Source organism: Microbacterium sp. W4I20 (assembly GCF_030816505.1).
In the GTDB taxonomy this organism is placed as follows: domain Bacteria; phylum Actinomycetota; class Actinomycetes; order Actinomycetales; family Microbacteriaceae; genus Microbacterium.
Genome location: NZ_JAUSYB010000001.1, coordinates 3,757,401 through 3,780,114, shown reverse-complemented (window position 1 = coordinate 3,780,114; position 22,714 = coordinate 3,757,401). Strand labels below are relative to the sequence as shown.

Genomic DNA, 22,714 nt, shown 5'->3' with positions numbered 1-22,714 from the left:
AGCCCTCAGCCCCGGAGCACTCAGCCGCGGAGCATCGGAGCCAGCTGATGCGTGCCCATCGCTCCGGCAGGCGCGATGGGCCGCGGGACGGCAACGGTGCGGACGACACCCAGCCGTCGCGCCCAGAGATCGGCCAGCAGCGCGAACACGACCATCGTCACCGTCGAGGTGAGCAGGTCGATCGGCGTGCCGGAGGTGGCGTTCGCGTCGACCATCCCCACCGAGCCGAGCAGGAAGATGCACACGTTGTTGGCGATGTGCAGCCCGATCGCGGCCTCGAGACCGCCGGTGCGCCAGGTGAGCCAGGCGGCGACCACTGCGAAGACGCCGACGCTCGCCGCACCCCAGACGTCGTAGCCGTGTCCGAGGACGAACAACGGTACCGGCAGCAGGATGGCGAACGCGGGGTGGCGCAACCAGCCCCCGACCAGCTGCATCAGGTAGCCGCGGAAGACGTACTCCTCGGCGGCGGCCTGGAACGGGATCAGCAGCAGGACGAGCACGACCATGACCCAGAGGTTCGGGTGCGAGAAGTCCGCAGCCATGCCCTCCCCGGTCGCCGCCGACCAGCCGAGCAGCAGGCCGAAGGAGATCGCGAACACGACGAACGCGAGCAGGAGGCTCTTGCCCAGCCAGCCCATACGCAGCCGCCCGGTGACCGACGACAGCAGCCCCACCCCGCGTCCCTCCACGATCCGCGAGGCCAGCAGGAGCGCCGGGATCATCAGGATCAGCGGGAGCACCAGCGCGATCAGGAACCAGGGGCGGTCGAGATCGAAGTACTCCGCCGTGACCAGGAGCGTCTGCACCTCGACGCCCCAGGCGGGAATGAGCGCGGCAGAGATCGTCAACGGCACGATCAGCAGCAGCATGAGCACCGCGTAGAAGGCGATGCCGAGGAGTCCCGTCAGGAGCAGGCGCCACCACCGGTACCGCGGGCGCAGGCGCGCGAGACGGTGGAACGCGACCTGCTCGGCCGGCGGAGGCGTGTCGAAGTGCGGGGCGGATGCGGGGGCGGCGGTGTCGTCCTCGTTCGAGCTCATCCCTCGATCCTCTCCAATGCGCCCGCTCCGCGCATCCGACCGCGGGAGGATATCCCGCCCTGCGCTGCCCCTCGGCGCACCGGAGAAGGGCCCGACTCCGCGCCGTTCCGGACAATGTCAGCATCCCCATGGCCGAAGTCACCATAATGGGGTCATGACTGCTGCGCGCATCCTGGTCGTCGATGACGAGCCGAACATCCGTGACCTGCTCTCCACAGGCCTCAGCTTCGCCGGATTCCAGGTGAAGACCGTCGCCAACGGCGCCGCCACGATCTCGGCCGTCCTCGAGGAGGAGCCCGACCTCATCATCCTCGACGTCATGCTCCCCGACATGAACGGCTTCAGCGTGACCAAGCGCCTCCGCGGCGCCGGGTTCACGGCTCCCATCCTGTTCCTCACCGCCAAAGACGGCACCGACGACAAGATCGAGGGACTCAACGCCGGCGGCGACGACTACGTCACCAAACCTTTCAGCCTCGACGAGATCGTCGCCCGGGCACAGGCGATCCTCCGCCGTACGATGCAGGCCGACGAGGAGTCGGTCATCCGCGCCGGCGAGCTCGCGATGGATCAGGACACCCACGATGTGCATGCCGGCAAGGAGGCGATCGAGCTCAGCCCGACCGAGTTCAAGCTGCTGCGCTACCTGATGCTGAACCCCAACCGCGTGCTGTCGAAGGCGCAGATCCTCGACCACGTCTGGGAGTACGACTTCAACGGCGACGCCGGGATCGTGGAGAGCTACATCTCCTACCTTCGGCGCAAGATCGACCCGCACACCGAGGAGTCGCTGATCCAGACCAAGCGCGGTTTCGGCTACATGCTCAAGGTCGGCAAGACGGTCTGATCGACCGCGACACCATCGACGCCGCCGAGCCGGCGACGAAGCCGGACCCGGGAGGATCGCATGGCGCACAAGCCGGATGCGGTCACCAGCTGGTGGCGGCGCACCAGCCTTCGGGCCAAGGTCACCGGAGTGACCGTCGCCGTGCTCGCGCTCGGACTGCTCGTCGCCGGCATCGGCACCGTCCCGATCCTGCGCTCCGCGCTGATCCAGAACATCGACGCGCAACTTCCGGCTCTCGTCTCCAGTGACCTCGTCGAACGCTACTTCGAGACGGCGGTCGTCGAAGGAACCACGATCTACACGCCGAAGGATGAGCGCCCCCGGGACTTCGCCTTCGCCGTGTACGACGCCGAGGGCGTCCTGCAGGCTTCGACAGGGGGCTCACCCGATGAGGCGCCGGACTTCCCGGAGACCTATTCGCTGCAGAAGGCGCAGTCCGAGGCCGACACCGTGTTCGACCTCCCCGGCGCCGACAAGACCATGCACCGGGCGGCGGCGGCGACCCAGAACGCCGAGGGCGGCGGGCTGCGGGTGCAGATGGTCGCGATGCCGCTCTCCGAGGTCGATCGCATCATCAGCCAGTACTTCGGCATCTACATCACCATCGCACTGATCACCATCATCATCGCGGCGCTCCTCACCCGGGGACTCGTCACCCTCACGTTCCGCCGGCTCGGCCAGGTCGAAGCGACGGCCATGTCGATCGCTGCCGGGGACTTCCGGCAGCGACTCACGGATCTCGAGCCGACCACCGAGGTCGGCCGGCTCAACGGGGCCATCAACACCATGCTCGACCGGGTCGACCGATCCCTCGCACAACGCGATCGCACCGTGCAGCACATGCGCCGCTTCATCGGCGACGCCAGCCATGAGCTGAGGACTCCGCTCGTCAGCGTGCGCGGCTACGCGGAGCTGTACCGGATGGGTGCCATCCAGGGCGAGGAGGACACGGCGCGGGCCATGGAGCGCATCGAGAAGGAGGCGATCCGCATGGGCGTGCTGGTCGAGGACCTGCTCGCGCTGGCGCGCCTCGACGAGGAACGCGAGCCCGAGATCGAGCCGCTCGACCTTCGGCCCATCGCCAGGGATGCCGCGCTCGATCTGCGCGCCGCCGCACCGGGGCGCACGGTGTCCGTGATCGACCGCACGGTGGACGCCACGCCGTCCACGACCATCCGGCTGGTCGCCGCACCGCCGCAGACCACGCCCGCACCGCGGGGACTGTCGCGGGCGACGCTGGCCCGGCTGAGGCGCCGGCCCCGATCGGCCGAGCAGCATCCGGCGATCGACTTCACCGAGGTGCCGGACATCCCGGTGCGTACTCCGCCGATCGTGCTGGGCGAGGAGAACAAGGTGCGTCAGGTCGTCACCAATCTCCTCGGCAATGCGCGCCGCTTCTCCCCCGAGGACGGACCGATCGAGATCGTCGTGGACTCGGACCGCGTCCGCGGTACGGGGAGCATCTCGGTCGTCGATCACGGCGAGGGGATCCCGGCCCAGATCCGCGACCAGATCTTCGAGCGTTTCTGGCGTGCCGACACCTCGCGCGCCAGGGAGACGGGCGGGTCCGGTCTGGGGCTCGCGATCGTCGCATCCATCGTGAAGGCGCTCCACGGCTCGGTCACCGTCTCGGAGACCGACGGAGGTGGGGCGACCTTCACGGTCACGCTCCCGCTCGCTCCGTCGCGCGCGACGCCCGCGCACCTGCTCGAAGACACGCAGCCGCTCGACCGGCTGGAGCTGTAGACCCTCCTGCACAGCCGCTCCCGTCGAGCGATTGCGCACAGCGCGCGGAGGAACCGTGGGGCCGGGCGGATACGACGTCGATCGTTTCCCTAGCGTCGGAACCCCAACGAGAAGGAGTTCCCATGTCCGTCTTCACCGTCGACACCGAAGCGGTCCAGGCGGCGCACGCCGCGACCCGCGCCACCATCGAGCGGCTGCGCAGCGAATCCGCGACACTCATGGCCCAGCTGCGGCAGTTGCAGTCGTCCTGGGTCGGCAGCGCATCGACCGCGTTCCAGGGCTGCGCCGAGCAGTGGCAGGGTGCGCAGCTGCACGTCGAGCAGGTTCTGGACTCGATCGGCACATCGCTCGGTTCGGCCGCCACGCAGTACGCAGACGCGGATCAGTACTCGGCGAGCCTGTTCCGCTGACCCTGTCGGCGCCACGGCCGAGTGGCTCGTGACACGAAGAACGCCCCCGGCCGAAGCCGGGGGCGTTCTTCAGCGATTGGCTCGCTGAGCTTGTCGAAGCGTCAGAAGTCCATGCCGCCCGACGGGTCACCCATCGGCGCCGAAGCCTTCTCGGGCTTGTCGGCGACGACGACCTCGGTGGTGAGGAACAGCGCCGCGATCGACGCAGCGTTCTGCAGCGCCGAGCGGGTCACCTTCGCCGGGTCGATGATGCCGGCGGCGAACATGTCGACGTACTCACCGGTCGCTGCGTTCAGGCCCTGGCCCGCGGGGAGCTCGGAGACCTTGTTCGCCACGACGCCCGGCTCGAGACCGGCGTTCAGCGCGATCTGCTTCAGCGGAGCCTCGATCGCGACGCGGACGATGTTCGCGCCGGTCGCCTCGTCGCCCGTGAGCGAGAGAGCGTCGAGAGCCTTCGTGCCCGACTGGATGAGCGCGACGCCACCACCGGGGACGATGCCCTCTTCGACGGCAGCCTTCGCGTTGCGCACGGCGTCTTCGATGCGGTGCTTGCGCTCCTTGAGCTCGACCTCGGTCGCCGCACCCGCCTTGATGACGGCGACGCCGCCGGCGAGCTTGGCGAGACGCTCCTGGAGCTTCTCGCGGTCGTAGTCGCTGTCGGTGTTCTCGATCTCGCGGCGGATCTGCGTGACGCGACCCTCGATCTGGTCTGCCTCACCGGCACCCTCGACGATCGTGGTCTCGTCCTTCGTGACGATGACCTTGCGCGCGCGACCCAGCAGGTCGAGCGTGGCGTTCTCGAGCTTGAGACCGACCTCTTCGGTGATGACCTGACCACCGGTGAGGATGGCGATGTCCTGCAGCTGCGCCTTGCGACGGTCACCGAAGCCGGGAGCCTTCACGGCGACCGACTTGAAGATGCCCTTGAGCTTGTTCAGCACCAGGGTCGCAAGGGCTTCGCCCTCGACGTCCTCGGCGATGATGACGAGCTCCTTGCCGTCCTGGATCACCTTGTCGACGATCGGCAGAAGGTCCTTGATGTTGGAGATCTTCTGGTTCGCGATGAGGATGTACGCGTCCTCGAACACCGCCTCCTGGCGGTCGGGGTCCGTGACGAAGTACGGGTTCAGGTAGCCCTTGTCGAAGCGCATGCCCTCGGTGAGCTCGAGCTCGGTGCCGAAGGTCTGCGACTCCTCGACGGTGACGACGCCTTCCTTGCCGACCTTGTCGATCGCCTCGGCGATCAGCTCGCCGATGGCGGGGTCTGCGGCGGAGATGGAAGCGGTCGCGGCGATCTGCTCCTTGGAGTCGATCTCCTTCGCGCTGGCGAGGAGCTCCTCGGTGATCGCGGCGACGGCCTTCTCGATGCCGCGCTTGAGCGAGATCGGGTCGGCGCCGGCGGCCACGTTGCGCAGGCCCTCGCGGACCAGAGCCTGGGCGAGGACGGTGGCGGTGGTGGTGCCGTCACCCGCGACGTCGTCGGTCTTCTTGGCGACCTCCTTGACGAGCTCCGCACCGATCTTCTCGTACGGGTCGTCGAGCTCGATCTCCTTGGCGATGGAGACACCGTCGTTCGTGATCGTGGGGGCGCCCCACTTCTTCTCGAGGACGACGTTGCGGCCGCGCGGGCCGAGGGTCACCTTGACCGCGTCGGCGAGGATGTTGAGGCCGCGCTCGAGGCCGCGGCGGGCCTCCTCATCGAAAGCAATGATCTTTGCCATGAGTTTTTTCGTCCCTCCTGGACGTAGACGTTGGGTTTAGCACTCAGAGTGTGCGAGTGCTAACGCCATTCTGGCACTCGACACCTTCGAGTGCAAGCCGCGCCACGCGGCCATCACGGCGACGTCAGGAGGCGGGAGTCTCGTCCGGGGTCTCCGGTGCGGAGGTGGATCGATCGAGGCCGATCACCACGGTGAGCTGCGTTGCGCCGGTGTCGTTCAACGACACGTAGAAGTCGCTCTGCTGCACGGCGGCCCCGCCGAGAACGCGCGCGAGGCCGATGGCCGCGAGTTCATCCTCGTCCGCGACGTAGTACACCGTCGTCGCGGCGAAGTCCTGGGTGTCGCTGGGGGTCGCGAACACCTTGTCGGCCGTCCAGCCGTTGTTGATGAGCGTGTCCCGCATCCGCTCGTCGAGACCCTCGTCAGGCGTCCCGTTCAGGATCATCACCGAGACGGCGGTGTCGACGACCCCGGTCTCTTCCGGCGTGGGCGTCGCGGAGGGCTGCGCCTCCGGGAACAGCGAGATGCGATCCATGACCACGAGTGCGCCGAAGATGCCGGCGATGATGAGGACCAGAGCCGCCACGAACGACCACAGCAGCACGATCCATCCGTTCATGCCCGGGGCTTCGGCACGGTGCGCCCCGACGCGTCCGGATGAGCGGGGGACGTCATCGAAGCGATCACGGTTTGGCTGAGACACCCCTCGATGCTAGCGGCACGCACCTGGCAGTCCGCGCCTCGGCACGGACCTGCTCGTCGGAGGCGGCGATCAGCCCACGAATCGAGGGGTGCGTGCCGTACGGCTGGCCGCCCGGGAATCGCGGATGCGGCGGAGCCTGCGGACCAGCATGGGATCGTACTCGAGGGCGACGTCCGATTCGATCAGCCGGCCGAGCAGCTGGTAGTAGCGAGTCGCGCTCATGCCGAGCTGGGCACGGATGACCTCTTCCTTCGCTCCGCCATGACGCGGCCACGACGATTCGAGGGCAAGCATCGCGCGATCGCGCTCCGTGAGGTCTCCGAGCATGGCTCCAGGTTAGGACTCGTCGGCCGATTGACCCGCGCGCCACTCCCACCATCGACCGAGCGGATCCGCAGCGGCGCGCACGCGCCCGTCGAGGGCCACGACGAAGCCCTCCCACTGAGCGACGTCGACCGGGTGCTCCCACACATCGAGCAGTCCCGGCGGATCGATCGTGATCCACCGGGCGGGGAGCCGGGAGATGCGCTCGATCAGGGCGTTCCGGTCGGCCCGCGGGAGGTGCACGAGCACACCCGGCGTCGTGATGACCAGGGTCGAGCCGTCCGGCGCCTCCGCGGCGAGCGCGTCGATGCCCGCCAGCGCGTCTTCTGCCACCATTCGCGGCGGAGAGGATGCGGCGATGTCGAGCGCCGCCTCGATCCGGGCCTCCCGCCCGGTCTCCCCCGGCCACACCAGCCCGCGCAGCCAACGCCGGTCATGCTCGTCGGATGCGTCGAGGGGTGCGAGATCGATGCCCGCACGCCAGACGACGTCGGGCATCCGCAGCGCAGGGAGCTCCCCGGAGACGCGACTCTCCAGGATGACGGTGGAGGTCCCGTCGACGGGATCCAGCGCCGCGCGCAGTGTGCCATCGGCCCCGCGGAAGCGGTACGAGTACCGATCCGGGTACAGGCACAGCCCGGCGGAGGCACCGACCTCGAGCAGGGCGATCGGGCCGTCGATCTCGGACAGGACCGGGAGCAGCGCCGCGAGCCGCAGCGGTTCGTTCGTCTGCAGCTGCCGTGCCGCACACTCCGCGACGACTTCGTCGGCGTGCGTGAGGAGGAAATCGCGAAGGCCGGCGTAGGGGCCGAGCACCGCGCCGAGCAGACGGGCGACCGCGAAGACCAGCGGGGGCTGCCGTCGGTTCTCGGGAATGCGGGCGAGGAGCTCCTGCACCTCGGGGTCGGTGGCGATGCCCCCGGCCCACTCCGCATACAGGGCGCTCCGGCCCGGCGCCTCGTCCCGGGCGAATCGCGCGAAGCGCTGCTGAACAGCATCCGTCATCCGTCCATTGTGACGCGGAGCACCCGACGCCCTGCTCGAGCATGGAGAATGGAGGGGACTCAGGAGGACACATGTCGTACAGCGTGGACAAGACCGAAGACGAGTGGCGCCGCGAACTCGGCGACGAGCAGTACGCCGTGCTGCGTCAGGCCGCGACCGAGCGCGCCTGGACGGGCGAGCTGCTCGACGAGGCGAGGTCGGGCCTCTATACCTGCGGGGCATGCGATGCCGAGCTGTTCAAGAGCGGCACCAAGTTCGACTCCGGGTGCGGGTGGCCGAGCTTCTACGAGTCGATCCGTCCCGATGCGGTGCAGCTGATCGAGGACACGAGCCTCGGCATGGAGCGCACCGAGGTCCGCTGTGCGAACTGCGGCTCGCACCTCGGACACGTCTTCCCGGACGGGTTCGGCACCCCGACCGGCGATCGCTACTGCATGAACTCGATCGCCATGAACTTCACGCCCGACGAGTCGTGAGCGCCCTCGAGGCCGTCCGCGCTCGCCAGTCCTGGTCGAAGGTCGACGACACGGCACCGACTCGGGAGGAGCTGCTCACGTACGTGACCGCGGCCGGTCGGGTCGCCGACCACTCTTCTCTTCGCCCGTGGCGTCTGATCGAGCTGCGTGGAGCCGACCGCGAGGCGCTCGGAGCGGCGATCGCGAAGGCGGAGGGCGACAAGAGCCCCTCCTCGAAGCCGTTGCGCGCGCCGCTGCTGATCGCGGTGGTCGCCAGCTACCGCAAGAGCGACAAGGTGCCGCGCTGGGAGCAGGAGGCGGTCGCCTCGGGCGTCGCCCACATGCTGAGCCTGCTGCTCGACGAGGCCGGCTGGGGCGTGCTCTGGCGCACCGGTCACTACACGCGTTCGAAAGCCGTCGCCAAGGTCCACGGCCTCGGCAAGGACGAGGAGCTCCTCGGGTGGCTCTACGTCGGCGGCAAGCCGGTGGGGCGCAGGCCGGGCCGACGCAAGGCGGTCGATGCCCGCAAGCTCATCACCCGGCTGCCCAAGAAGACGAAGAAGAGCAAGAAGGCCGAGAAGGCCGAATAGCCGTCAGCGGCGGCGGCGGGTGCGCGGGACGGCGACCACGACCGACGCCACGGCGACGATCACCATCGCGATGGTCTGCCACGGCGCCGGGCCGACCGCCGTGGGCCAGAACAGGTCGATGACGACGGATGCCGCCAGCTGCCCCAGCACCGACCCCAGCCCCATCAGGAGCACTCCCGTGTGCGCGACGATGAACGCGCCGAGCAGGATGTAGGCGGCGCCCAGGAACCCGCCGAGGTACAGCCACGGCTCGGCGGGCGGGGCTTCCGGCATACCGCGGACGGCCACGCTCACCCCGGCGGCCAGCAGCAGCACGACGGTGCCGGCGACGAAGCTCATCAGAGTCGCGGCGATCGGCGACTGCACCCGCTGAGCGAGACGTCCGTTGGTCGCCGCCTGCCACGCGATGCCGACTCCCGCGGCGAACGGCAGCAGCAGCATCCACAGCGGAGCGGCCGCGAGAACGTCGCCGGAGAGCGAGATGACGACGGCGGCGAGCGCCAGTGCTCCCCCGGCGACACGGCCCGGCGTGACCGCGACCACGCCGGCGGGCCCGAACCCGATCCGGTCGAGGACCAGTCCGTGCAGGGTCTGTCCGGCCACCACTCCGACCGTGAACAGCGAGACGCCGAGCACACCGGCCGTGACGCCCTGCGTCGACACGGTGAGGGCGCCGCAGGCGCCGCCGAGCAGCATCCAGACCGGGATGCGTCGCTGCCGGATGCCGCCCCACAGACGCGAGACACCTCGACGCGCGAACGGGAGGCAGGGGATCACGATGATGAGCGCGAGAAGGCCGATCGCGAACGAGATCAGTCCGGCGACGATGCCGTCGTCGACCGCGACGCCCAGGACTCCGTTGACGCGCGCCTGGATCGCCGTCATCGCGCCGATCGCGACCGCTCCGCCGAGCGCCACCGGGGCGGGGATTCGGCGGGTGTCGGTCACTCATCGACCCTACCCGAGCGGCGGATCCGGCCGAGCCGGAGCGGATGTCCGCGGCCGGGTCTACGCTGGCCGCATGTGCGCGAGTTATGGCCTCGATCCCCGGTTCACCGACGCGGAACTCCTCGAAGCTGCCGACGACGCCGTGCTCGACGGCCTGCGCACGTGGGCCGAGGAGAACGCCGGCGAGACCGTGCGTCCGACCGGCAAGAACCTTCGCAACCTCAATCCGATCGTCGTCCAGCCCGAGACCGCTCCGACTCTCGAGCCGGCCTGGTGGGGGTTCCTCGTGAACGGCGAGCCGGCGAAGTTCCCCTCGATCAACACCCGCTCGGAGCGCCTGCAGGACCGCCCCGGTGGCGCCAAGGCCCGCGCGATCGTTCCCGCGACCAGCTGGTACGAGATGCAGAAGCCCTCGCGGCAGTGGCACGAGTTCCTCGTCGACGACGGCGCCCTGTTCGGCATGGCGGCCGTGACCCAGCGCGGTCGCACCACCGACGGCACCTGGTTCACGTGCTACTCCATCGTCATGCGTCCGGCTCCGGCGCACCTCGTCGACCTGCACGACCGCATGCCGCTGCTCGTCCCCGCATCCCTCAGCCACGACTGGCTCACGGCTCCGCCGACCAGAGAGATCATCGACGAGGCGATCGTCGCATCCGACGAGATGGCAGCACGAGTGCAGGCGCGGCCGCGCGCCTGACCACCGACATCCACCATCGGCGTCCACCACCGGCATCCACCACCGACATCCACCACCGGGTGGACCCGCGGTCGCCAGAACTGTACCTGGGGAGGACGCGGCCCCCGCAGCACGGTCCGTAGCGTGGACGACATGATCACAGCAGAAGGCCTCACGAAAAGATTCGGAGACAAGACGGCCGTCGATGACGTGTCGTTCACCGTCCAGCCGGGGAGCGTCACCGGCTTCCTCGGCCCCAACGGCGCGGGCAAGTCGACGACCATGCGCATGATCGTCGGCCTCGACCGGCCCACGTCCGGGCGTGCCGTCGTCGCCGGCCACGAGTACGGCAAGCTGCGGGCACCGCTCACCGAGGTCGGCGTGCTGCTCGACGCGAAGGCCGTGCACACCGGCCGGACCGCGCGCAACCACCTCCGGGCGATGGCCGCCACGCACGGCATCCCCGCGTCGCGCGTCGACGAGGTCATCGACCTCGCCGGTATCGGCTCTGTCGCCCGCAAGCGGGCAGGCGGGTTCTCGCTCGGCATGGGTCAGCGCCTGGGCATCGCCTCAGCACTGCTCGGCGACCCGCACACACTCATCCTCGACGAGCCGGTCAACGGCCTCGACCCCGAGGGCGTCCGCTGGGTCCGCCAGTTCGTGCGATTCGCGGCATCCGAGGGGCGCACCGTGCTCCTCTCGAGTCACCTGATGAGCGAGATGGCGCAGACCGCCGACCACGTGATCGTGATGGGCCGCGGCAAGGTGCTGGCGGATGCTCCGCTGGCCGAGCTCGTCCGAGCCTGGACGACGAACACGGTGCGCGTGCGCACCCCGCGCGCGGCCGATCTCGCCGCGGCCGTCGGCGGCCCCGACGTCGAGATCGTGAGCTCGGCTCCCGACCTCCTCGACATCGCGGGACTCCCTGCAGCCCGGATCGGCGACCTCGCCGCCGAGCGCGGCATCCCGCTGCACGAACTGACCCCGACCACCGGATCGCTCGAAGACGCCTACCTCGCCCTCACCGGCGATTCGGTCGAGTACCGCACCAAGGAGATCTCATGACCGCCGTGGCATCCGCTGTCACTCCGCACCGAGTGGACACGCACCACCGACTGTCCTTCATCCATGCGCTGCACGGCGAATGGATCAAGCTCGCCACCCTGCGCTCCACCTGGTGGTCCATCGGCATCACCGGCCTGCTCACCGTGGCCATCGCCGTCCTGATCGCGCAGAACGTGACCGATCCGAGTTTCGCTCCGATCGCGGCGGTCGTGTCTCCGATCCAGTTCACCATGCTGCTCGCCGGCATCCTCGGCGCGATCTCGGTCACCGGCGAATACTCCACCGGCATGATCCGCTCGACGCTCACCGCGAATCCCGTCCGTGGCTCCGTCCTCGCGGCGAAGTCCGTGATGATGGCCTCGGTGATGTTCATCTCGTCGCTGGTGATCTTCGCGATCGCGACGCTCGCCGTCACGTTGATCGTGTCGTCGCGCGACCAGAGCATCGACTGGTCGGACCCCGCGGCGTCCTCCCTGCCGATCCTCACGGCGTCGCTCTCGATGGCGCTCTTCACCCTGATCGGTGTGTCCTTCGGCTTCCTGCTGCGCTCCGGCGCCGGTGCCATCGCCGCGACCGTCGGTCTGCTGTTCGTGCTCCCGATCGTGGCCAGCATGTTCGCCATCGCCGGAGAGGGCGGACGCTGGGTCATGGAGGCGGCCCAGTACCTGCCGTCGTTCGCCTCGCAGAGCATCATCCTCCCCGGCTCCGGGCTGGAGGGCCCGGTGGCCTACCTCACCCTCGGGTGCTGGGTCGCCGCCGGACTGCTGTCCGCCTGGGCAGTGCTCCGCACGCGCGACGCGTAAAGTCGGCCTGTGAGCAGAACGCGAAGCCGCAGCACCTCGATCCGTGAGGACGAGGAGCTGCGGCTTCCGCGTCCTCCGGGGGTGTTCCGGCGCTTCTGGGCACGGCACCCGGTCGTCGCCGACATCCTGATCACGGCGGTCTGCCTGCTGCTCTCCATCGGGACGGTGGGCATCTCGGATTCCGGCATCGCCGAACGCGACGCCTCCGCCTTCGACGTTCTCGTGCAGGTCCTCGTCATCCTGGGCTGCGCCACGCTGCTCGTACGCCGGCGGGCGCCGCTGGTGCCGTTCGTCGCCGCCGTCGTGCTCGAGCTCGCGTTCCTGTTCACGATGCGCCCGGGCGGAAGTCCCCTCGTTCTCGCCGCCTGCTACGCGCTCGCGGTCTACGCCTCGACCCGCGCGGCCTGGATCGGCTACGGGGCCAGCGTGATCGCCATCGCCCTGGTCGTGTTCCCCCTGGCCTGGTTCGGTGTCGTCCCGCTGCAGAACGCGGTCAACTCGCTGCTCAACGGCGTCGTTCTCGGACTCATCGGCACCCTCGTCGGGGTGAACGTCGGCGGACGCAAGCGCTATGTCTCCGCCATCATCGATCGTTCCCGTCAGCTCCTGGTCGAGAGGGACCAGCAGGCGCAGCTCGCGGCGGCGAACGAACGCGCTCGTATCGCTCGCGAGATGCACGACATCGTGTCTCATTCCCTCACCGTCATCGTTGCGCTCTCAGAGGGTGCGGTCGCGACCCCCGATCACGCCCAGGCGCGCAAGGCCTCTGCCACGGCCGCCGAGACGGCCCGCGGCGCGCTCACCGAGATGCGCGCGATGCTCGGGGTGCTGCGCGCCGACGACTCACCCCTGCCGTTGGCGCCGATGGAGCCGACCCCGCCCCGCGACACCGTGGCGGCAGCTCAGCGCGCCGGGTATCCGGTGACGCTCTCGGTGGCGGGAAGCGCCGAGGTGTCCCCCGCCGTGGCGCACGCGATCGGCCGCATCGTGCAGGAAGGCCTGACCAACGCGATGCGCCACGCGCCACGCGCCACGACGATCTCGGTGCGGCTCGGCTACACACCGGAGACCGTGACCATCGAGATCATGAACGACGGCGTGACCGGGCCGATCGGCTCCGACGGATTCGGCGTGCGCGGCCTCGCCGAGCGCGCCGCGCACGTCAACGGTCGCGTCGACTCCGCCCCCGCCGACGGCGGTCGCTGGAAGCTGCACGCTGTGCTGCCCACCGGAGGGACCGGCCCGGTTGCCCAGAACCCGACGACGGAGGACCCCGCATGACCGATTCGATCCGAGTGCTGCTGGTGGACGATCAGGAGCTCATCCGGGTGGGCTTCCGGATGGTGCTCGAGGCGGAGCCCGACATCGCCGTCGTCGGCGAGGCGGTCGACGGTCGGCACGCGATCGCGCAGACCGCCGCCCTGGCCCCCGACCTCGTGCTGATGGACATCCGGATGCCGGGACTGGACGGCATCGCGGCGACCGAGGCGATCGTGCGCGAGCATCCGGCCACGAAGGTGCTGGTGCTGACGACCTTCGATCTCGACGAGTACGCCTTCGGCGCGATCCGCGCGGGGGCGAGCGGCTTTCTGCTGAAGGATGCGCAGCGCCACGAGATGATCGCCGCCGTGCGCGCCGTGCACCGCGGCGATGCCGTGCTCTCCCCCCGGATCACGCGGACGCTCCTCGAGCACGTGACCCCGCAGCTCGGTGCCGCCCGGCCCGTCGCGGACGCCGCCGACAGCGCCCGGCTCGCGGAGCTCACCGACCGAGAGCGCGACGTGTTCCTCGCGATCGGCCGCGGGCTGACCAATGCCGAGATCGCGCAGACGCTCTACGTCGGCGAATCCACCGTCAAGACGCACGTGGGCCGCGTGCTGGCGAAGCTCGAGGCGCGCGACCGCATCCATGCGGTGATCCTCGCGCACCGGCTCGGACTCGTCGGAGACGACTAGCCCTCGCGGTCGTCAGTGTCGTCCGCCTCGACCCGGAAGCCGTCCGGAACCGGTTCGTCGGAGTGCCGCGCGGTTCGCGCATCCCGCTCCAGCCCGGACGGCCGCGTCAGAACTCCGTACAGCTCCGGGCGACGCCCGAGCAGCCAACGACGCCCCGTCGAGAGCGGGAGAAGGCCGAGGTCGAGGTCCGCGGTGACCACCGCCTCATCGGCCACCGGCGTCTCTGCGACGATCCGGCCATACGGGTCGATGATCATGGCGTTGCCGGTGCGGATCTCGTCGTCGTCGACGCCGATGCCATTGCTGAAGAGCACGAAGATGCCGTTGTCGTGCGCGCGGGACGGCAGCCAGCGCATCAGCCAGCCGCGACCCGACGGCCCGTTCACCGCGGCCTGCAGCGCCTCCGGATCCGTCCGACGCTCGTGCCACAGGTGCGCGGGGATGACCTTCATCCCGTGCGGACTGCGTGAGCTGGTGCCGCCGGTCTGGTGCGGGGCGATCAGCACGGTCGCGCCGAGCAGCGTCACGGCCCGCACGTTCTCCACGAGGTTGTTGTCCCAGCAGATGAGGATCGCCATGCGCACGCCCCACGGAGTGTCGAAGACGGTGAACCGGTCGCCACTGGAGACGGCGACATGCTCGAAAGCGTGCAGCTTGCGGTGGATGTGCACGGCGCCGTCGGGAAGGCAGACGGCGTAGGAGTTGTACAGCGCGTCGCCGTCCGCCTCGAGGAAGCCGGCGCCGACCCCGACCCGCAGCTCGGCGGCGATCTGCTGCAGCGCGCGGACGACAGGACCGTCGGCCGGCTCCGCGAGGCTTCGGAGCCGATCGGTCGTCATCTTCGTGAGATGCCAGTACCCGAGCAGGCACATCTCGGGGAAGGCGACCAGCTCCGCACCCTCGTCGGCCGCGTTCCCTGCCAGCCGCCGCACGATCGCCAGATTCGCCTCCGTGTCGGACGGCACGGCCTCGAACTGGACCACCGATACGCGAAGGGCGGGTTTCTCAGCGGTCATCGGATCTCCTCTGGTTCGGATGCGTCCCAGTCAAGCGGCACGGGAGCATAACGTCCAATAAAGAAAGGGGCGGCTGCCATAAGCTGGAGGAATGGAAAGCCGGTTGCTCCGCGCGTTCGTGCAGACCGCTCGATCACTCACGTTCAGTGAGGCCGCGGCCGCACTACACGTGACGCAGCCGGCGCTGACCAAACAGATCCAGCAGCTGGAAGCCGTCGTGGGTTCGCCGCTCTTCCGACGCGGTCGCCATGGATCGGAGCTGACCGCCGTCGGCGCGGCTCTCATCGATGACGCGCAGGAGATCGTCGACCTCACCGCACGGTTCCGCGAGCGTGCCGACCGGATCGCGTCGGGTGAGGAGGGACATCTCTCGGTCGGCTTCGGTCTGTCCAGCATCACCGTGGCACCCCGCGCCGTCGCCCGCTTCCGCGCGAAGTCGCCCGCCGTCTCCGTGAGACTGGAGGATATGTCGTCCCTGACGCAGCTGGAGAGAGTGCGCGCCGGGCGCCTCGACGTCGCCTTCACACGGCTGCCGGTCGCCGGCGACCTCCGCAGCGTGACGGTGCTGTCCGACCGGCTCGCCGTAGCGCTCCCCCACGGCCGGGAGACCCCTGGCGACGAGTCGATGGTCGGGGCCTGGCTCGACACGCTGTCGCTCATCCGGTTGTCCACCGCCCGCGGACCCGGTCTCGCCGGCCAGATCTCGCGGTTCCTCGGCGGGATCGGCGCGGCGCCGGCGATCGTGCAGGAGGCCGACGACCTGCAGACCGTCCTCGCTCTGGTCGCCGGCGGCATCGGCGCCGCGATCGTTCCCCGGAGTGCTGAGAACATCGCGCCGCCCAGCGTGCACCTGGTCCCGCTCTCCGGGCTCGATGCCGCATGGGCGGTCGGCGCCGTCTGGAATCCCGCTACGGAGACACCGGTCGTGCGATCCTTCCTCGCCGAGCTGGGAGAGTCCGGCTCGGCGAGGAAGGCAGCCGGTCAGCCCTGAGCGGGCGCCCACTCCGAGACGCGGTTCAGGAGCTGCACCTCGTCGTCCGAGAGTTCCAGTCGTGCGCCGGCCAGCAGATCAGGAACCTGCTCCACCGTGCTCGCGCTGGCGATCGGAGCCACCACGGTCGGCTGGGCGCGCAACCAGGCGAGTGCCGTCGTCGCGATCGACGCACCGTGTGCATCGCCGACCTCTTCGAGGGCGTCGATCACGCGCAGTCCCGCCTCGGTGGCGTACTTCGCGGCGCCCTGGGCGCGCGGCGACGCCTGGCCGGCGGCATCCGTCGACCGGTACTTGCCCGTGAGGAATCCGCTGGCGAGGGAGTAGTACGGCACCAGCCCGAGTCCGAACTCCTGCGCGACCGGGATGATCGTCTCCTCGACGACGTTGCGGTGCACGAGGTTGTAGTGCGGCTGCACGGCGACCGGCAGCGCGGCGCCGATGCGCTGGGCGATGTCGAACCATTCGCGGATGCGCTCGGCGGTGTAGTTCGAGACGGCGACGTTGCGGACCAGGCCGTCGGTCACGAGCTGTCCGAACGCGGCGACCGTCTCCTCGAGAGGAACGGTCTCATCGTCGAAGTGTGCGTAGTAGAGGTCGATCGCGTCGACCCCGAGCCGGGCGAGCGACGCCTCGGCGGCCTTGCGGACATTCGTTCCGGAGAGTCCGGAGAAATCCGGATGCTGGCTCACCTTGGTGGCGACGACCACACCCGACGGCTTCCGCGAGGCCAGCCACTCCCCGATGATCGTCTCGCTCTCGCCGCCCGAGTTTCCGGGCACCCAGGAACTGTACGAGTCGGCGGTGTCGACGAAGTCGCCGCCTCCCTCCACGAACGCGTCGAGGACGGCGAACGAGGCGTCGCGGTCGGCCGTCCAGCCGAACACATTGCCGCCGAGGGCGAGAGGGAGGACGTCGAGGTCACTGTTTCCGATGCGGGTCATGCTTCGGGACAACGGTGAGCGGAGGCGAGGTATTTCCTCATGACGGCGTGTGTCAGATCTCATCGCACGCACGCCACGACATCAGGCTCACCGCAGAGAGCCGACTACGGGACTCGAACCCGTAACCCCCGTATTACAAGTACGGTGCGCTACCAATTGCGCCAAGTCGGCGAGCCGCGGTATTCCGCGGATCTTGCAGAGTCGGCGGCAGTCCGGTGGTAGCCGATCCCGCATAAACCCCGCGCATTTACACTGAATAAACGCTGGATCAGAGTCTACAGAATCGTCATCGATCAGGGACACGCGTCCTGACGCCTGAGATCTCGTGTCATGTACCGGATCGCGGCTACGAACACCGCGGTGGCGGCCGCGATGACAGTGCCGCCGATCGCCATCGCCCACGTGTACGGGCTGCCACCACCGTCCCAGGCGAGGGTCATCCAGTTCCCCAGCGCGAAAACCACCAGTCCCAGGACGACCACCGACCAGAGAATCGTGCTGCGTCGGATCGCTCGTCGCAGCCGGATCAGGCTTGGATCGGGCTGATGCCCGGGCTCGCTCATGCGCCGAGCCTAGCGACCCTCGTCGACGCGCGGCTCGTCTCGCAGTGTCCACACGACCACGCGTCGAGTCCGGAGCGAGGATTCGCTCTCCCACGGAAGAGGCGCCGGGCTCGGGTCACCATCGCTCATCGGCAGAGTCTAGCCGCGGTGGTGCAGGACGGAGAGGAGTGGTGAGCGCGCCGCTATTGTCGGCCTGCGTCGGCCCCGTGCCGGTCCTCGAACGCGCGAAGCTTACGGCGGTAATCGAACCACAGCTTCACGCCGTACAACGCGAGTGCCAGCGTGACCACGAGCATGACCCAGTCGACCACGTCAGCGACATCGAGGAAGACGACGCGGAGAACGGCCAACACGCCCCATCCGATCATCATGATCAATGCACCCAGACGCCGACGTCCGAGATCGATTCGCTGCTGGATCAGCGATCGGGTCGGCTTGGCATCGGGCTCAGTCATATACACACCCTAGGAGTCGGCCGGTCATCGGTGCTCAGCGACGGCATCGACCCTGCCTCGAATCAGGGTGTGGGCGTGGCCGTCGGGCTGGGCGTCGGGTTCGGCGTCTCGTTCGACTCCAGGGATGCGTCGCTGTCGATCGTGAGCATGAAGTTCGAGAACTCCGCCGGGTCGTCGAGCGCACCGACGTAGGCCTCGCCGTTCGCGACGATCATCGGCGCCGAGGAGAGCACGAGGTCGTCGGATCCCGCGAGGGGCCCGTCCAGAGCGCGAGTCGTCGCATCCTTCGCCCAGGTCACGAAGTCGCCGTCCCGGATGCAGGACCTGACGGCCTTGACGTTGTCCACCCCGACCGCGGCAGCAGCGTCGGCCAGCTGGGCATCCGAGAGACCGTCGCTGCCCACCTCGGGCTGGTTCTCGAGAAGATCGTGGTTGAACGCGTAGAACTGGTCGGGAGAGTGGGTCGCGACGCACGCCGCTGCGGCCGCCGCGCGGAGCGAGTACTTGGTGCCGTTGGAGCTGGCGGTGAGAAGAGCGACCGGGTGGTAGCTGACGGTCGCCGCGCCCTCGGTGATCCAGTTCGCCAGCTGACGCGAATTCGCGCGCTCGAACTCGCCCGCGTCGGGCGACAGGTAGTCCACGTAGACGTGGATCTCGACGCGCTCCGGTGCCGTCGGCTCGGGGCTGGGTGATGCTGTCGCACCCGTCTCGTCCGCGCCGGGAGCAGACGTGGCGGGGGTCTCCTCGGCTGCCGTGACGGCAGCGATGTCGTTGACGACGACGCCGTCGGCTTCCATCCCGGTCGGGGTGAGCTGCGGCTTGGACACCTGGGCGGAGACCGCGAGGGTGACCGCCGTGCCGATCGCGCCGACCGCGACCACGGCGACTGCGCCGATGATGATCCGTCGCATGAGGCGCGCCCTGGACTGCTGGGCGTGCACCTGCTGTGCCTTCTCCCGCACGGCCTCGCGGGAATTGCGAGCCGGGGGGACGTTCGGCGTTTCGTCGCTCGACATCGTTCCTCTTGAGAGTCTGAGGGGGTCCGGGTTGGCCCCGACCATCGCTCGGAACGATGATCGCCGCGATGCGCGGCCAGGTTCGATGTTAACCAGCCAGGCTGAGAAATACCCAGGTGCCGCAGTTCATGTCATACTGATCCCGACCCAAAGACGGGTCATGGCGGTTCATTCCGCCACTTCCATCACTACGGATCGTCCGGCACGTACCTGCCGGTGAGGAGAAACAATAATGGCATCTGTCACTTTCGACGACGCAACCCGCCTGTACCCCGGCGGCACCCGTCCGGCCGTCGACAAGCTCAACCTCGAGGTCGGAGACGGCGAGTTCCTCGTCCTGGTCGGCCCCTCCGGTTGCGGTAAGTCCACGTCGCTCCGCATGCTCGCCGGCCTCGAAGAGGTCAACGCCGGCCGCATCCTCATCGGTGACCGCGACGTCACCGACGTGCCGCCCAAGGACCGCGACATCGCGATGGTGTTCCAGAACTACGCGCTGTACCCGCACATGACGGTCGCCGAGAACATGGGCTTCGCGCTCAAGATCGCCGGCGTCAACAAGGAAGAGCGTGCGACCCGCGTTCTCGAGGCCGCCAAGCTCCTCGACCTCGAGGACTACCTGACCCGCAAGCCGAAGGCCCTCTCGGGTGGTCAGCGTCAGCGCGTCGCGATGGGCCGCGCGATCGTCCGTCAGCCGCAGGTGTTCCTCATGGACGAGCCGCTGTCGAACCTCGACGCGAAGCTGCGCGTGCAGACGCGTACGCAGATCGCTTCGCTGCAGCGTCGTCTCGGTGTCACCACGGTGTACGTCACGCACGACCAGACCGAGGCACTCACCATGGGTGACCGCATCGCGGTCCTCAAGGACGGTCTGCTCCAGCAGGTCGGCACCCCGCGCGACCTCTACGAGAAGCCGAACAACGTGTTCGTCGCCGGCTTCATCGGCTCGCCCGCGATGAACCTCTTCTCGGCGGACCTCGCCGAGGGCGGCATCCGCTTCGGCGACGAGGTCGTGCCGCTGGACCGCGACACCGTGGGCCGCGCGAACGGCTCGCAGGTCACGGTCGGCGTGCGCCCCGAGGACATCGTCGTCGGCCCGGCCGACGGCAAGGGCCTCTCGGTCACGGTCGACCTCGTCGAAGAGCTCGGCGCCGACGGCTACCTCTACGGCCACACGGAGATCAACGGCAAGCGCGCCGACCTGGTCGCCCGCGTCGACGGTCGCAGCCACCCGAACGCCGGCGAGACGGTCACGCTCGCGGCATCCGCCGGTCACGTGCACGCGTTCGACATCGAGTCGGGCGAGCGCCTCAACGACAAGCCGGTCATCTCGGCCTCGTAATTCCCTCAGACGCGGCGCGGGCCGACCCTCGGGTCGCCCGCGCCGCGTCTGCTTTTCCCCGACTCCCCCTCCCAGGAGCGCCATGAAGGACTCACTGCGCATCACCGCGAGCAAGGTCGACCCGGGACTGCTCGCGCTTCCGTGGTCCACGACGCTCGCCAGGTGGCCGTCCGAGCACATCGTGTCGCTGCCGAAGGGTCTCTCCCGTCACCTGGTGCGCTTCGCGGACCTGTCCGGTCGCGTCATCGCGATCAAGGAGACCACGGCCGAGATGGCGCAGCGCGAGTACGACATGCTCGGCAACCTCGCTCGCCTCGACGTGCCCTGCGTCGACCGGGTGGCGGTGATCGCCGGACGGACGGATGCCGGGGGCGAACCGCTCCCCGCCGCCCTGGTCACCTCCCACCTGCGGTTCTCGATGCCGTACCGCGCGCTGTTCACCCGGGTGCTGCGACCCGACACCGCCACCCGCCTCGTCGATGCCCTGGCGCTGCTGCTCGTGCGTCTGCACAACGTGGGCTTCTACTGGGGAGACGTCTCGCTGTCGAACACGCTCTTCCGGCGCGATGCGGGCGCCTTCGCCGCCTACCTCGTCGACGCCGAGACCGGCGAGCTGCACGAGGAGGGGCTCACCGACGGACAGCGCGCCTACGACCTCGACCTGGCCCGCACGAACATCGCCGGGGAGATCATGGACCTCGCGGCCGGCGGCCGGCTCGAGCACGGAGTGGATGCCGTGGCGATCGCCGACGGCATCGTCTCGTCGTACCGCTCGCTGTGGGCCGAGCTCACCGCGCAGGAGTCCTTCTCCGCGGCCGAGACCTGGCGCATCACGGAGCGCGTCGAGCGGCTCAACGCCCTCGGATTCGACATCGACGAGATGTCCATGTCGACGGCGGGTGACGGAACCGTCGTCGAGATCCAGCCCAAGGTCGTCGACGCGGGGCATCACCAGCGTCGTCTCATCCGCCTCACCGGACTCGACGTCGAGGAGAACCAGGCGCGGCGCCTGCTCAACGATCTCGACGAGTTCCGTGCCCGCTCGACGAAGCAGTGGTCCGACGAGGAGATGTACGCGCACGAGTGGCTGACCCGCGTGTTCGAGCCCGTCGTGCGCGCGATCCCGTATGAGCTGCGCACCAAGCTCGAACCGGCCGAGGTGTTCCACCAGGTGCTCGAGCACCGTTGGTACCTGTCACAGGCGTCGGGCCGCTCCGTGCCTCTCGCCGAAGTGCTCACGAGCTACATCAACGAGGTGCTGCGGCACCGGCGCGACGAGGCCACCATCATGGGGCCGCCCACCGAGACGATGAGCCTGCCCGTCATCACCGGATCGCTGTCGCTCGGCGATGAGGACGACGACGACGAGGCGATCGACTGGCGCGACCTGGTCTGAGCGGCCGGCTCAGCAGCCGACGTCAGCAGCCGACGTCAGCAGCCGAGATCAGTAGCCGACGGTGAACCGCTCGCGTCGGTGGTTGCCCTGCTCGATCTCGTCGACGATGGCGACCGCGAGGTCGGCGCCCGAGATCCACGACTTGCCGTCGGCATCCCGCACCATCACGTCGCCACCGTCGCGGTAGTGCCCGGTACGCTCCCCCTCGGCCCAGGGGCCGAACTCCTCGGCCGGGTGCACGAAGAACCAGTCGAGTCCGGCATCCGTGCCCTCGAGCAGTGCGAGCGAGTCGATGCCGACCTGCGCTTCGGCCTTGTACTCCTCGGGGAAACCCTGGTCGAACAGGCGCGGCCCGCCCGGGGCGACGAGGCTGCCCCCGGCGCCGCCGATCACACCGAGGCGGGTCTCGGTGCCGGTGAGCGCGGCGGCGATGTTCTCCAACGCGCCGAGCGCCTTGTCCTCCATGTCACCGCGCGCAGCGACCGCCCACACGACCGCATCCGCACCGTCGAAGGTCGCCGCGATCGCCTCGGAGTCGAGGGCCGATCTCTGCAGGTAGGCGGCACCCGCCACCGGGTCGGACGGTTCGGAGCGCGAGACGGCGATGACCGCGTGTCCGCGCGCCACCGCCTCCGCGACGATGTGACGGCCGGCGTAGCCGGTTCCTCCGAGGACGACGATGCGGGTCATGCGCTTCCCT

At 69.1% G+C, this 22,714-nt stretch carries 25 protein-coding genes and 1 tRNA gene; 13 read left to right on the top strand and 13 right to left on the bottom strand.

The window, feature by feature from the left end:
• Positions 1-20 precede the first annotated feature (20 nt).
• The gene (locus QFZ21_RS18425; RefSeq protein ID WP_307380461.1) at positions 21-1,043 is read right to left on the bottom strand and encodes a CPBP family intramembrane glutamic endopeptidase; all 1,023 of its coding nucleotides are present in this window, start codon (positions 1,041-1,043) and stop codon (positions 21-23) included.
• Between the two features lie 154 nt (positions 1,044-1,197).
• Here QFZ21_RS18425 and QFZ21_RS18420 point away from each other — a divergent pair, with 154 nt between their 5' ends.
• The 3 genes from QFZ21_RS18420 to QFZ21_RS18410 all read left to right on the top strand — a co-directional run bounded on the left by QFZ21_RS18420 (position 1,198) and on the right by QFZ21_RS18410 (position 4,046).
• On the top strand, positions 1,198-1,890 hold the full coding sequence (locus QFZ21_RS18420) for a response regulator transcription factor (protein ID WP_307380458.1): 693 nt from the start codon (positions 1,198-1,200) through the stop codon (positions 1,888-1,890).
• Positions 1,891-1,950: 60 nt separating this feature from the next.
• Positions 1,951-3,636, top strand: coding sequence for a cell wall metabolism sensor histidine kinase WalK (locus tag QFZ21_RS18415; RefSeq protein WP_307380457.1), 1,686 nt, complete (start codon positions 1,951-1,953; stop codon positions 3,634-3,636).
• A gap of 122 nt (positions 3,637-3,758) precedes the next feature.
• Positions 3,759-4,046 (top strand): WXG100 family type VII secretion target, encoded by a 288-nt coding sequence (locus QFZ21_RS18410; protein ID WP_307380456.1) that lies wholly within the window; start codon positions 3,759-3,761, stop codon positions 4,044-4,046.
• Between the two features lie 101 nt (positions 4,047-4,147).
• Here QFZ21_RS18410 and groL read toward each other — a convergent pair whose 3' ends face one another.
• The 4 genes from groL to QFZ21_RS18390 all read right to left on the bottom strand — a co-directional run bounded on the left by groL (position 4,148) and on the right by QFZ21_RS18390 (position 7,799).
• Positions 4,148-5,767 (bottom strand): chaperonin GroEL, encoded by a 1,620-nt coding sequence (gene groL, locus QFZ21_RS18405; protein ID WP_307380453.1) that lies wholly within the window; start codon positions 5,765-5,767, stop codon positions 4,148-4,150.
• A 124-nt stretch (positions 5,768-5,891) separates the two neighbouring features.
• Positions 5,892-6,470 (bottom strand): LytR C-terminal domain-containing protein, encoded by a 579-nt coding sequence (locus tag QFZ21_RS18400; protein ID WP_307380451.1) that lies wholly within the window; start codon positions 6,468-6,470, stop codon positions 5,892-5,894.
• A 69-nt stretch (positions 6,471-6,539) separates the two neighbouring features.
• Positions 6,540-6,797 carry a DUF3263 domain-containing protein gene (locus QFZ21_RS18395; protein ID WP_307380449.1) on the bottom strand — a complete coding sequence of 86 codons (258 nt, stop codon included), beginning with the start codon at positions 6,795-6,797 and terminating at the stop codon, positions 6,540-6,542.
• A gap of 9 nt (positions 6,798-6,806) precedes the next feature.
• Positions 6,807-7,799 carry a DUF2332 domain-containing protein gene (locus QFZ21_RS18390; protein WP_307380447.1) on the bottom strand — a complete coding sequence of 331 codons (993 nt, stop codon included), beginning with the start codon at positions 7,797-7,799 and terminating at the stop codon, positions 6,807-6,809.
• A gap of 71 nt (positions 7,800-7,870) precedes the next feature.
• Between QFZ21_RS18390 and msrB the strand changes: the two genes are divergently transcribed.
• A complete protein-coding gene (gene msrB, locus QFZ21_RS18385; protein ID WP_307380446.1) occupies positions 7,871-8,275 on the top strand; it encodes a peptide-methionine (R)-S-oxide reductase MsrB in 405 nt (134 codons plus the stop codon).
• Positions 8,272-8,844: a nitroreductase family protein gene (locus QFZ21_RS18380; protein WP_307380445.1), complete on the top strand. Its 573-nt coding sequence runs from the start codon at positions 8,272-8,274 to the stop codon at positions 8,842-8,844. The genes msrB and QFZ21_RS18380 overlap by 4 nt, the downstream gene beginning before the upstream one ends.
• A gap of 3 nt (positions 8,845-8,847) precedes the next feature.
• On the opposite strand, the gene QFZ21_RS18375 is transcribed toward QFZ21_RS18380, so the two are convergent.
• The gene (locus QFZ21_RS18375; protein WP_307381351.1) at positions 8,848-9,762 is read right to left on the bottom strand and encodes a DMT family transporter; all 915 of its coding nucleotides are present in this window, start codon (positions 9,760-9,762) and stop codon (positions 8,848-8,850) included.
• 103 nt (positions 9,763-9,865) lie between these two features.
• Between QFZ21_RS18375 and QFZ21_RS18370 the strand changes: the two genes are divergently transcribed.
• The 5 genes from QFZ21_RS18370 (at position 9,866) to QFZ21_RS18350 (ending at position 14,294) form a co-directional block, all read left to right on the top strand.
• Entirely contained in the window at positions 9,866-10,492 is a 627-nt protein-coding gene (locus QFZ21_RS18370; protein ID WP_307380443.1) for an SOS response-associated peptidase family protein, read from the top strand.
• Between the two features lie 132 nt (positions 10,493-10,624).
• Positions 10,625-11,536, top strand: a complete 912-nt coding sequence (locus QFZ21_RS18365) for an ABC transporter ATP-binding protein (protein ID WP_307380441.1) — start codon at positions 10,625-10,627, stop codon at positions 11,534-11,536.
• The gene (locus tag QFZ21_RS18360) at positions 11,533-12,339 is read left to right on the top strand and encodes an ABC transporter permease (RefSeq protein WP_307380440.1); all 807 of its coding nucleotides are present in this window, start codon (positions 11,533-11,535) and stop codon (positions 12,337-12,339) included. Before QFZ21_RS18365 ends, QFZ21_RS18360 begins: the two co-directional genes overlap by 4 nt.
• Positions 12,340-12,348: 9 nt before the next feature.
• Positions 12,349-13,620 carry a sensor histidine kinase gene (locus tag QFZ21_RS18355; RefSeq protein WP_307380437.1) on the top strand — a complete coding sequence of 424 codons (1,272 nt, stop codon included), beginning with the start codon at positions 12,349-12,351 and terminating at the stop codon, positions 13,618-13,620.
• Positions 13,617-14,294: a response regulator transcription factor gene (locus QFZ21_RS18350; RefSeq protein ID WP_307380434.1), complete on the top strand. Its 678-nt coding sequence runs from the start codon at positions 13,617-13,619 to the stop codon at positions 14,292-14,294. Before QFZ21_RS18355 ends, QFZ21_RS18350 begins: the two co-directional genes overlap by 4 nt.
• Here QFZ21_RS18350 and QFZ21_RS18345 read toward each other — a convergent pair.
• Complete coding sequence (locus tag QFZ21_RS18345; RefSeq protein ID WP_307380433.1) at positions 14,291-15,310, bottom strand: nitrilase family protein; 1,020 nt, start codon at positions 15,308-15,310, stop codon at positions 14,291-14,293. The two genes, QFZ21_RS18350 and QFZ21_RS18345, sit on opposite strands and share 4 nt — an antisense overlap.
• Positions 15,311-15,401: 91 nt before the next feature.
• Between QFZ21_RS18345 and QFZ21_RS18340 the strand changes: the two genes are divergently transcribed.
• Positions 15,402-16,301: a LysR family transcriptional regulator gene (locus QFZ21_RS18340; protein ID WP_307380430.1), complete on the top strand. Its 900-nt coding sequence runs from the start codon at positions 15,402-15,404 to the stop codon at positions 16,299-16,301.
• On the opposite strand, the gene QFZ21_RS18335 is transcribed toward QFZ21_RS18340, so the two are convergent.
• The 5 genes from QFZ21_RS18335 to QFZ21_RS18315 form a co-directional block, all read right to left on the bottom strand.
• The gene (locus QFZ21_RS18335; RefSeq protein ID WP_307380427.1) at positions 16,292-17,245 is read right to left on the bottom strand and encodes an aldo/keto reductase; all 954 of its coding nucleotides are present in this window, start codon (positions 17,243-17,245) and stop codon (positions 16,292-16,294) included. The genes QFZ21_RS18340 and QFZ21_RS18335 overlap by 10 nt on opposite strands.
• 98 nt (positions 17,246-17,343) lie before the next feature.
• A tRNA-Thr gene (locus QFZ21_RS18330) sits at positions 17,344-17,416 on the bottom strand.
• 122 nt (positions 17,417-17,538) lie between these two features.
• On the bottom strand, positions 17,539-17,808 hold the full coding sequence (locus tag QFZ21_RS18325; RefSeq protein WP_307380425.1) for a hypothetical protein: 270 nt from the start codon (positions 17,806-17,808) through the stop codon (positions 17,539-17,541).
• 182 nt (positions 17,809-17,990) lie between these two features.
• Positions 17,991-18,263: a hypothetical protein gene (locus tag QFZ21_RS18320; protein WP_307380422.1), complete on the bottom strand. Its 273-nt coding sequence runs from the start codon at positions 18,261-18,263 to the stop codon at positions 17,991-17,993.
• 62 nt (positions 18,264-18,325) lie between these two features.
• Complete coding sequence (locus QFZ21_RS18315; protein ID WP_307380420.1) at positions 18,326-19,279, bottom strand: thioredoxin domain-containing protein; 954 nt, start codon at positions 19,277-19,279, stop codon at positions 18,326-18,328.
• A 232-nt stretch (positions 19,280-19,511) separates the two neighbouring features.
• Here QFZ21_RS18315 and QFZ21_RS18310 point away from each other — a divergent pair, with 232 nt between their 5' ends.
• Positions 19,512-20,618 (top strand): ABC transporter ATP-binding protein, encoded by a 1,107-nt coding sequence (locus tag QFZ21_RS18310; protein WP_307380418.1) that lies wholly within the window; start codon positions 19,512-19,514, stop codon positions 20,616-20,618.
• Between the two features lie 82 nt (positions 20,619-20,700).
• Entirely contained in the window at positions 20,701-22,014 is a 1,314-nt protein-coding gene (locus QFZ21_RS18305) for a DUF4032 domain-containing protein (protein ID WP_307380416.1), read from the top strand.
• A gap of 48 nt (positions 22,015-22,062) precedes the next feature.
• Here QFZ21_RS18305 and QFZ21_RS18300 read toward each other — a convergent pair whose 3' ends face one another.
• Positions 22,063-22,704: an NAD(P)-dependent oxidoreductase gene (locus QFZ21_RS18300; RefSeq protein WP_307380414.1), complete on the bottom strand. Its 642-nt coding sequence runs from the start codon at positions 22,702-22,704 to the stop codon at positions 22,063-22,065.
• Positions 22,705-22,714: the final 10 nt, after the last annotated feature.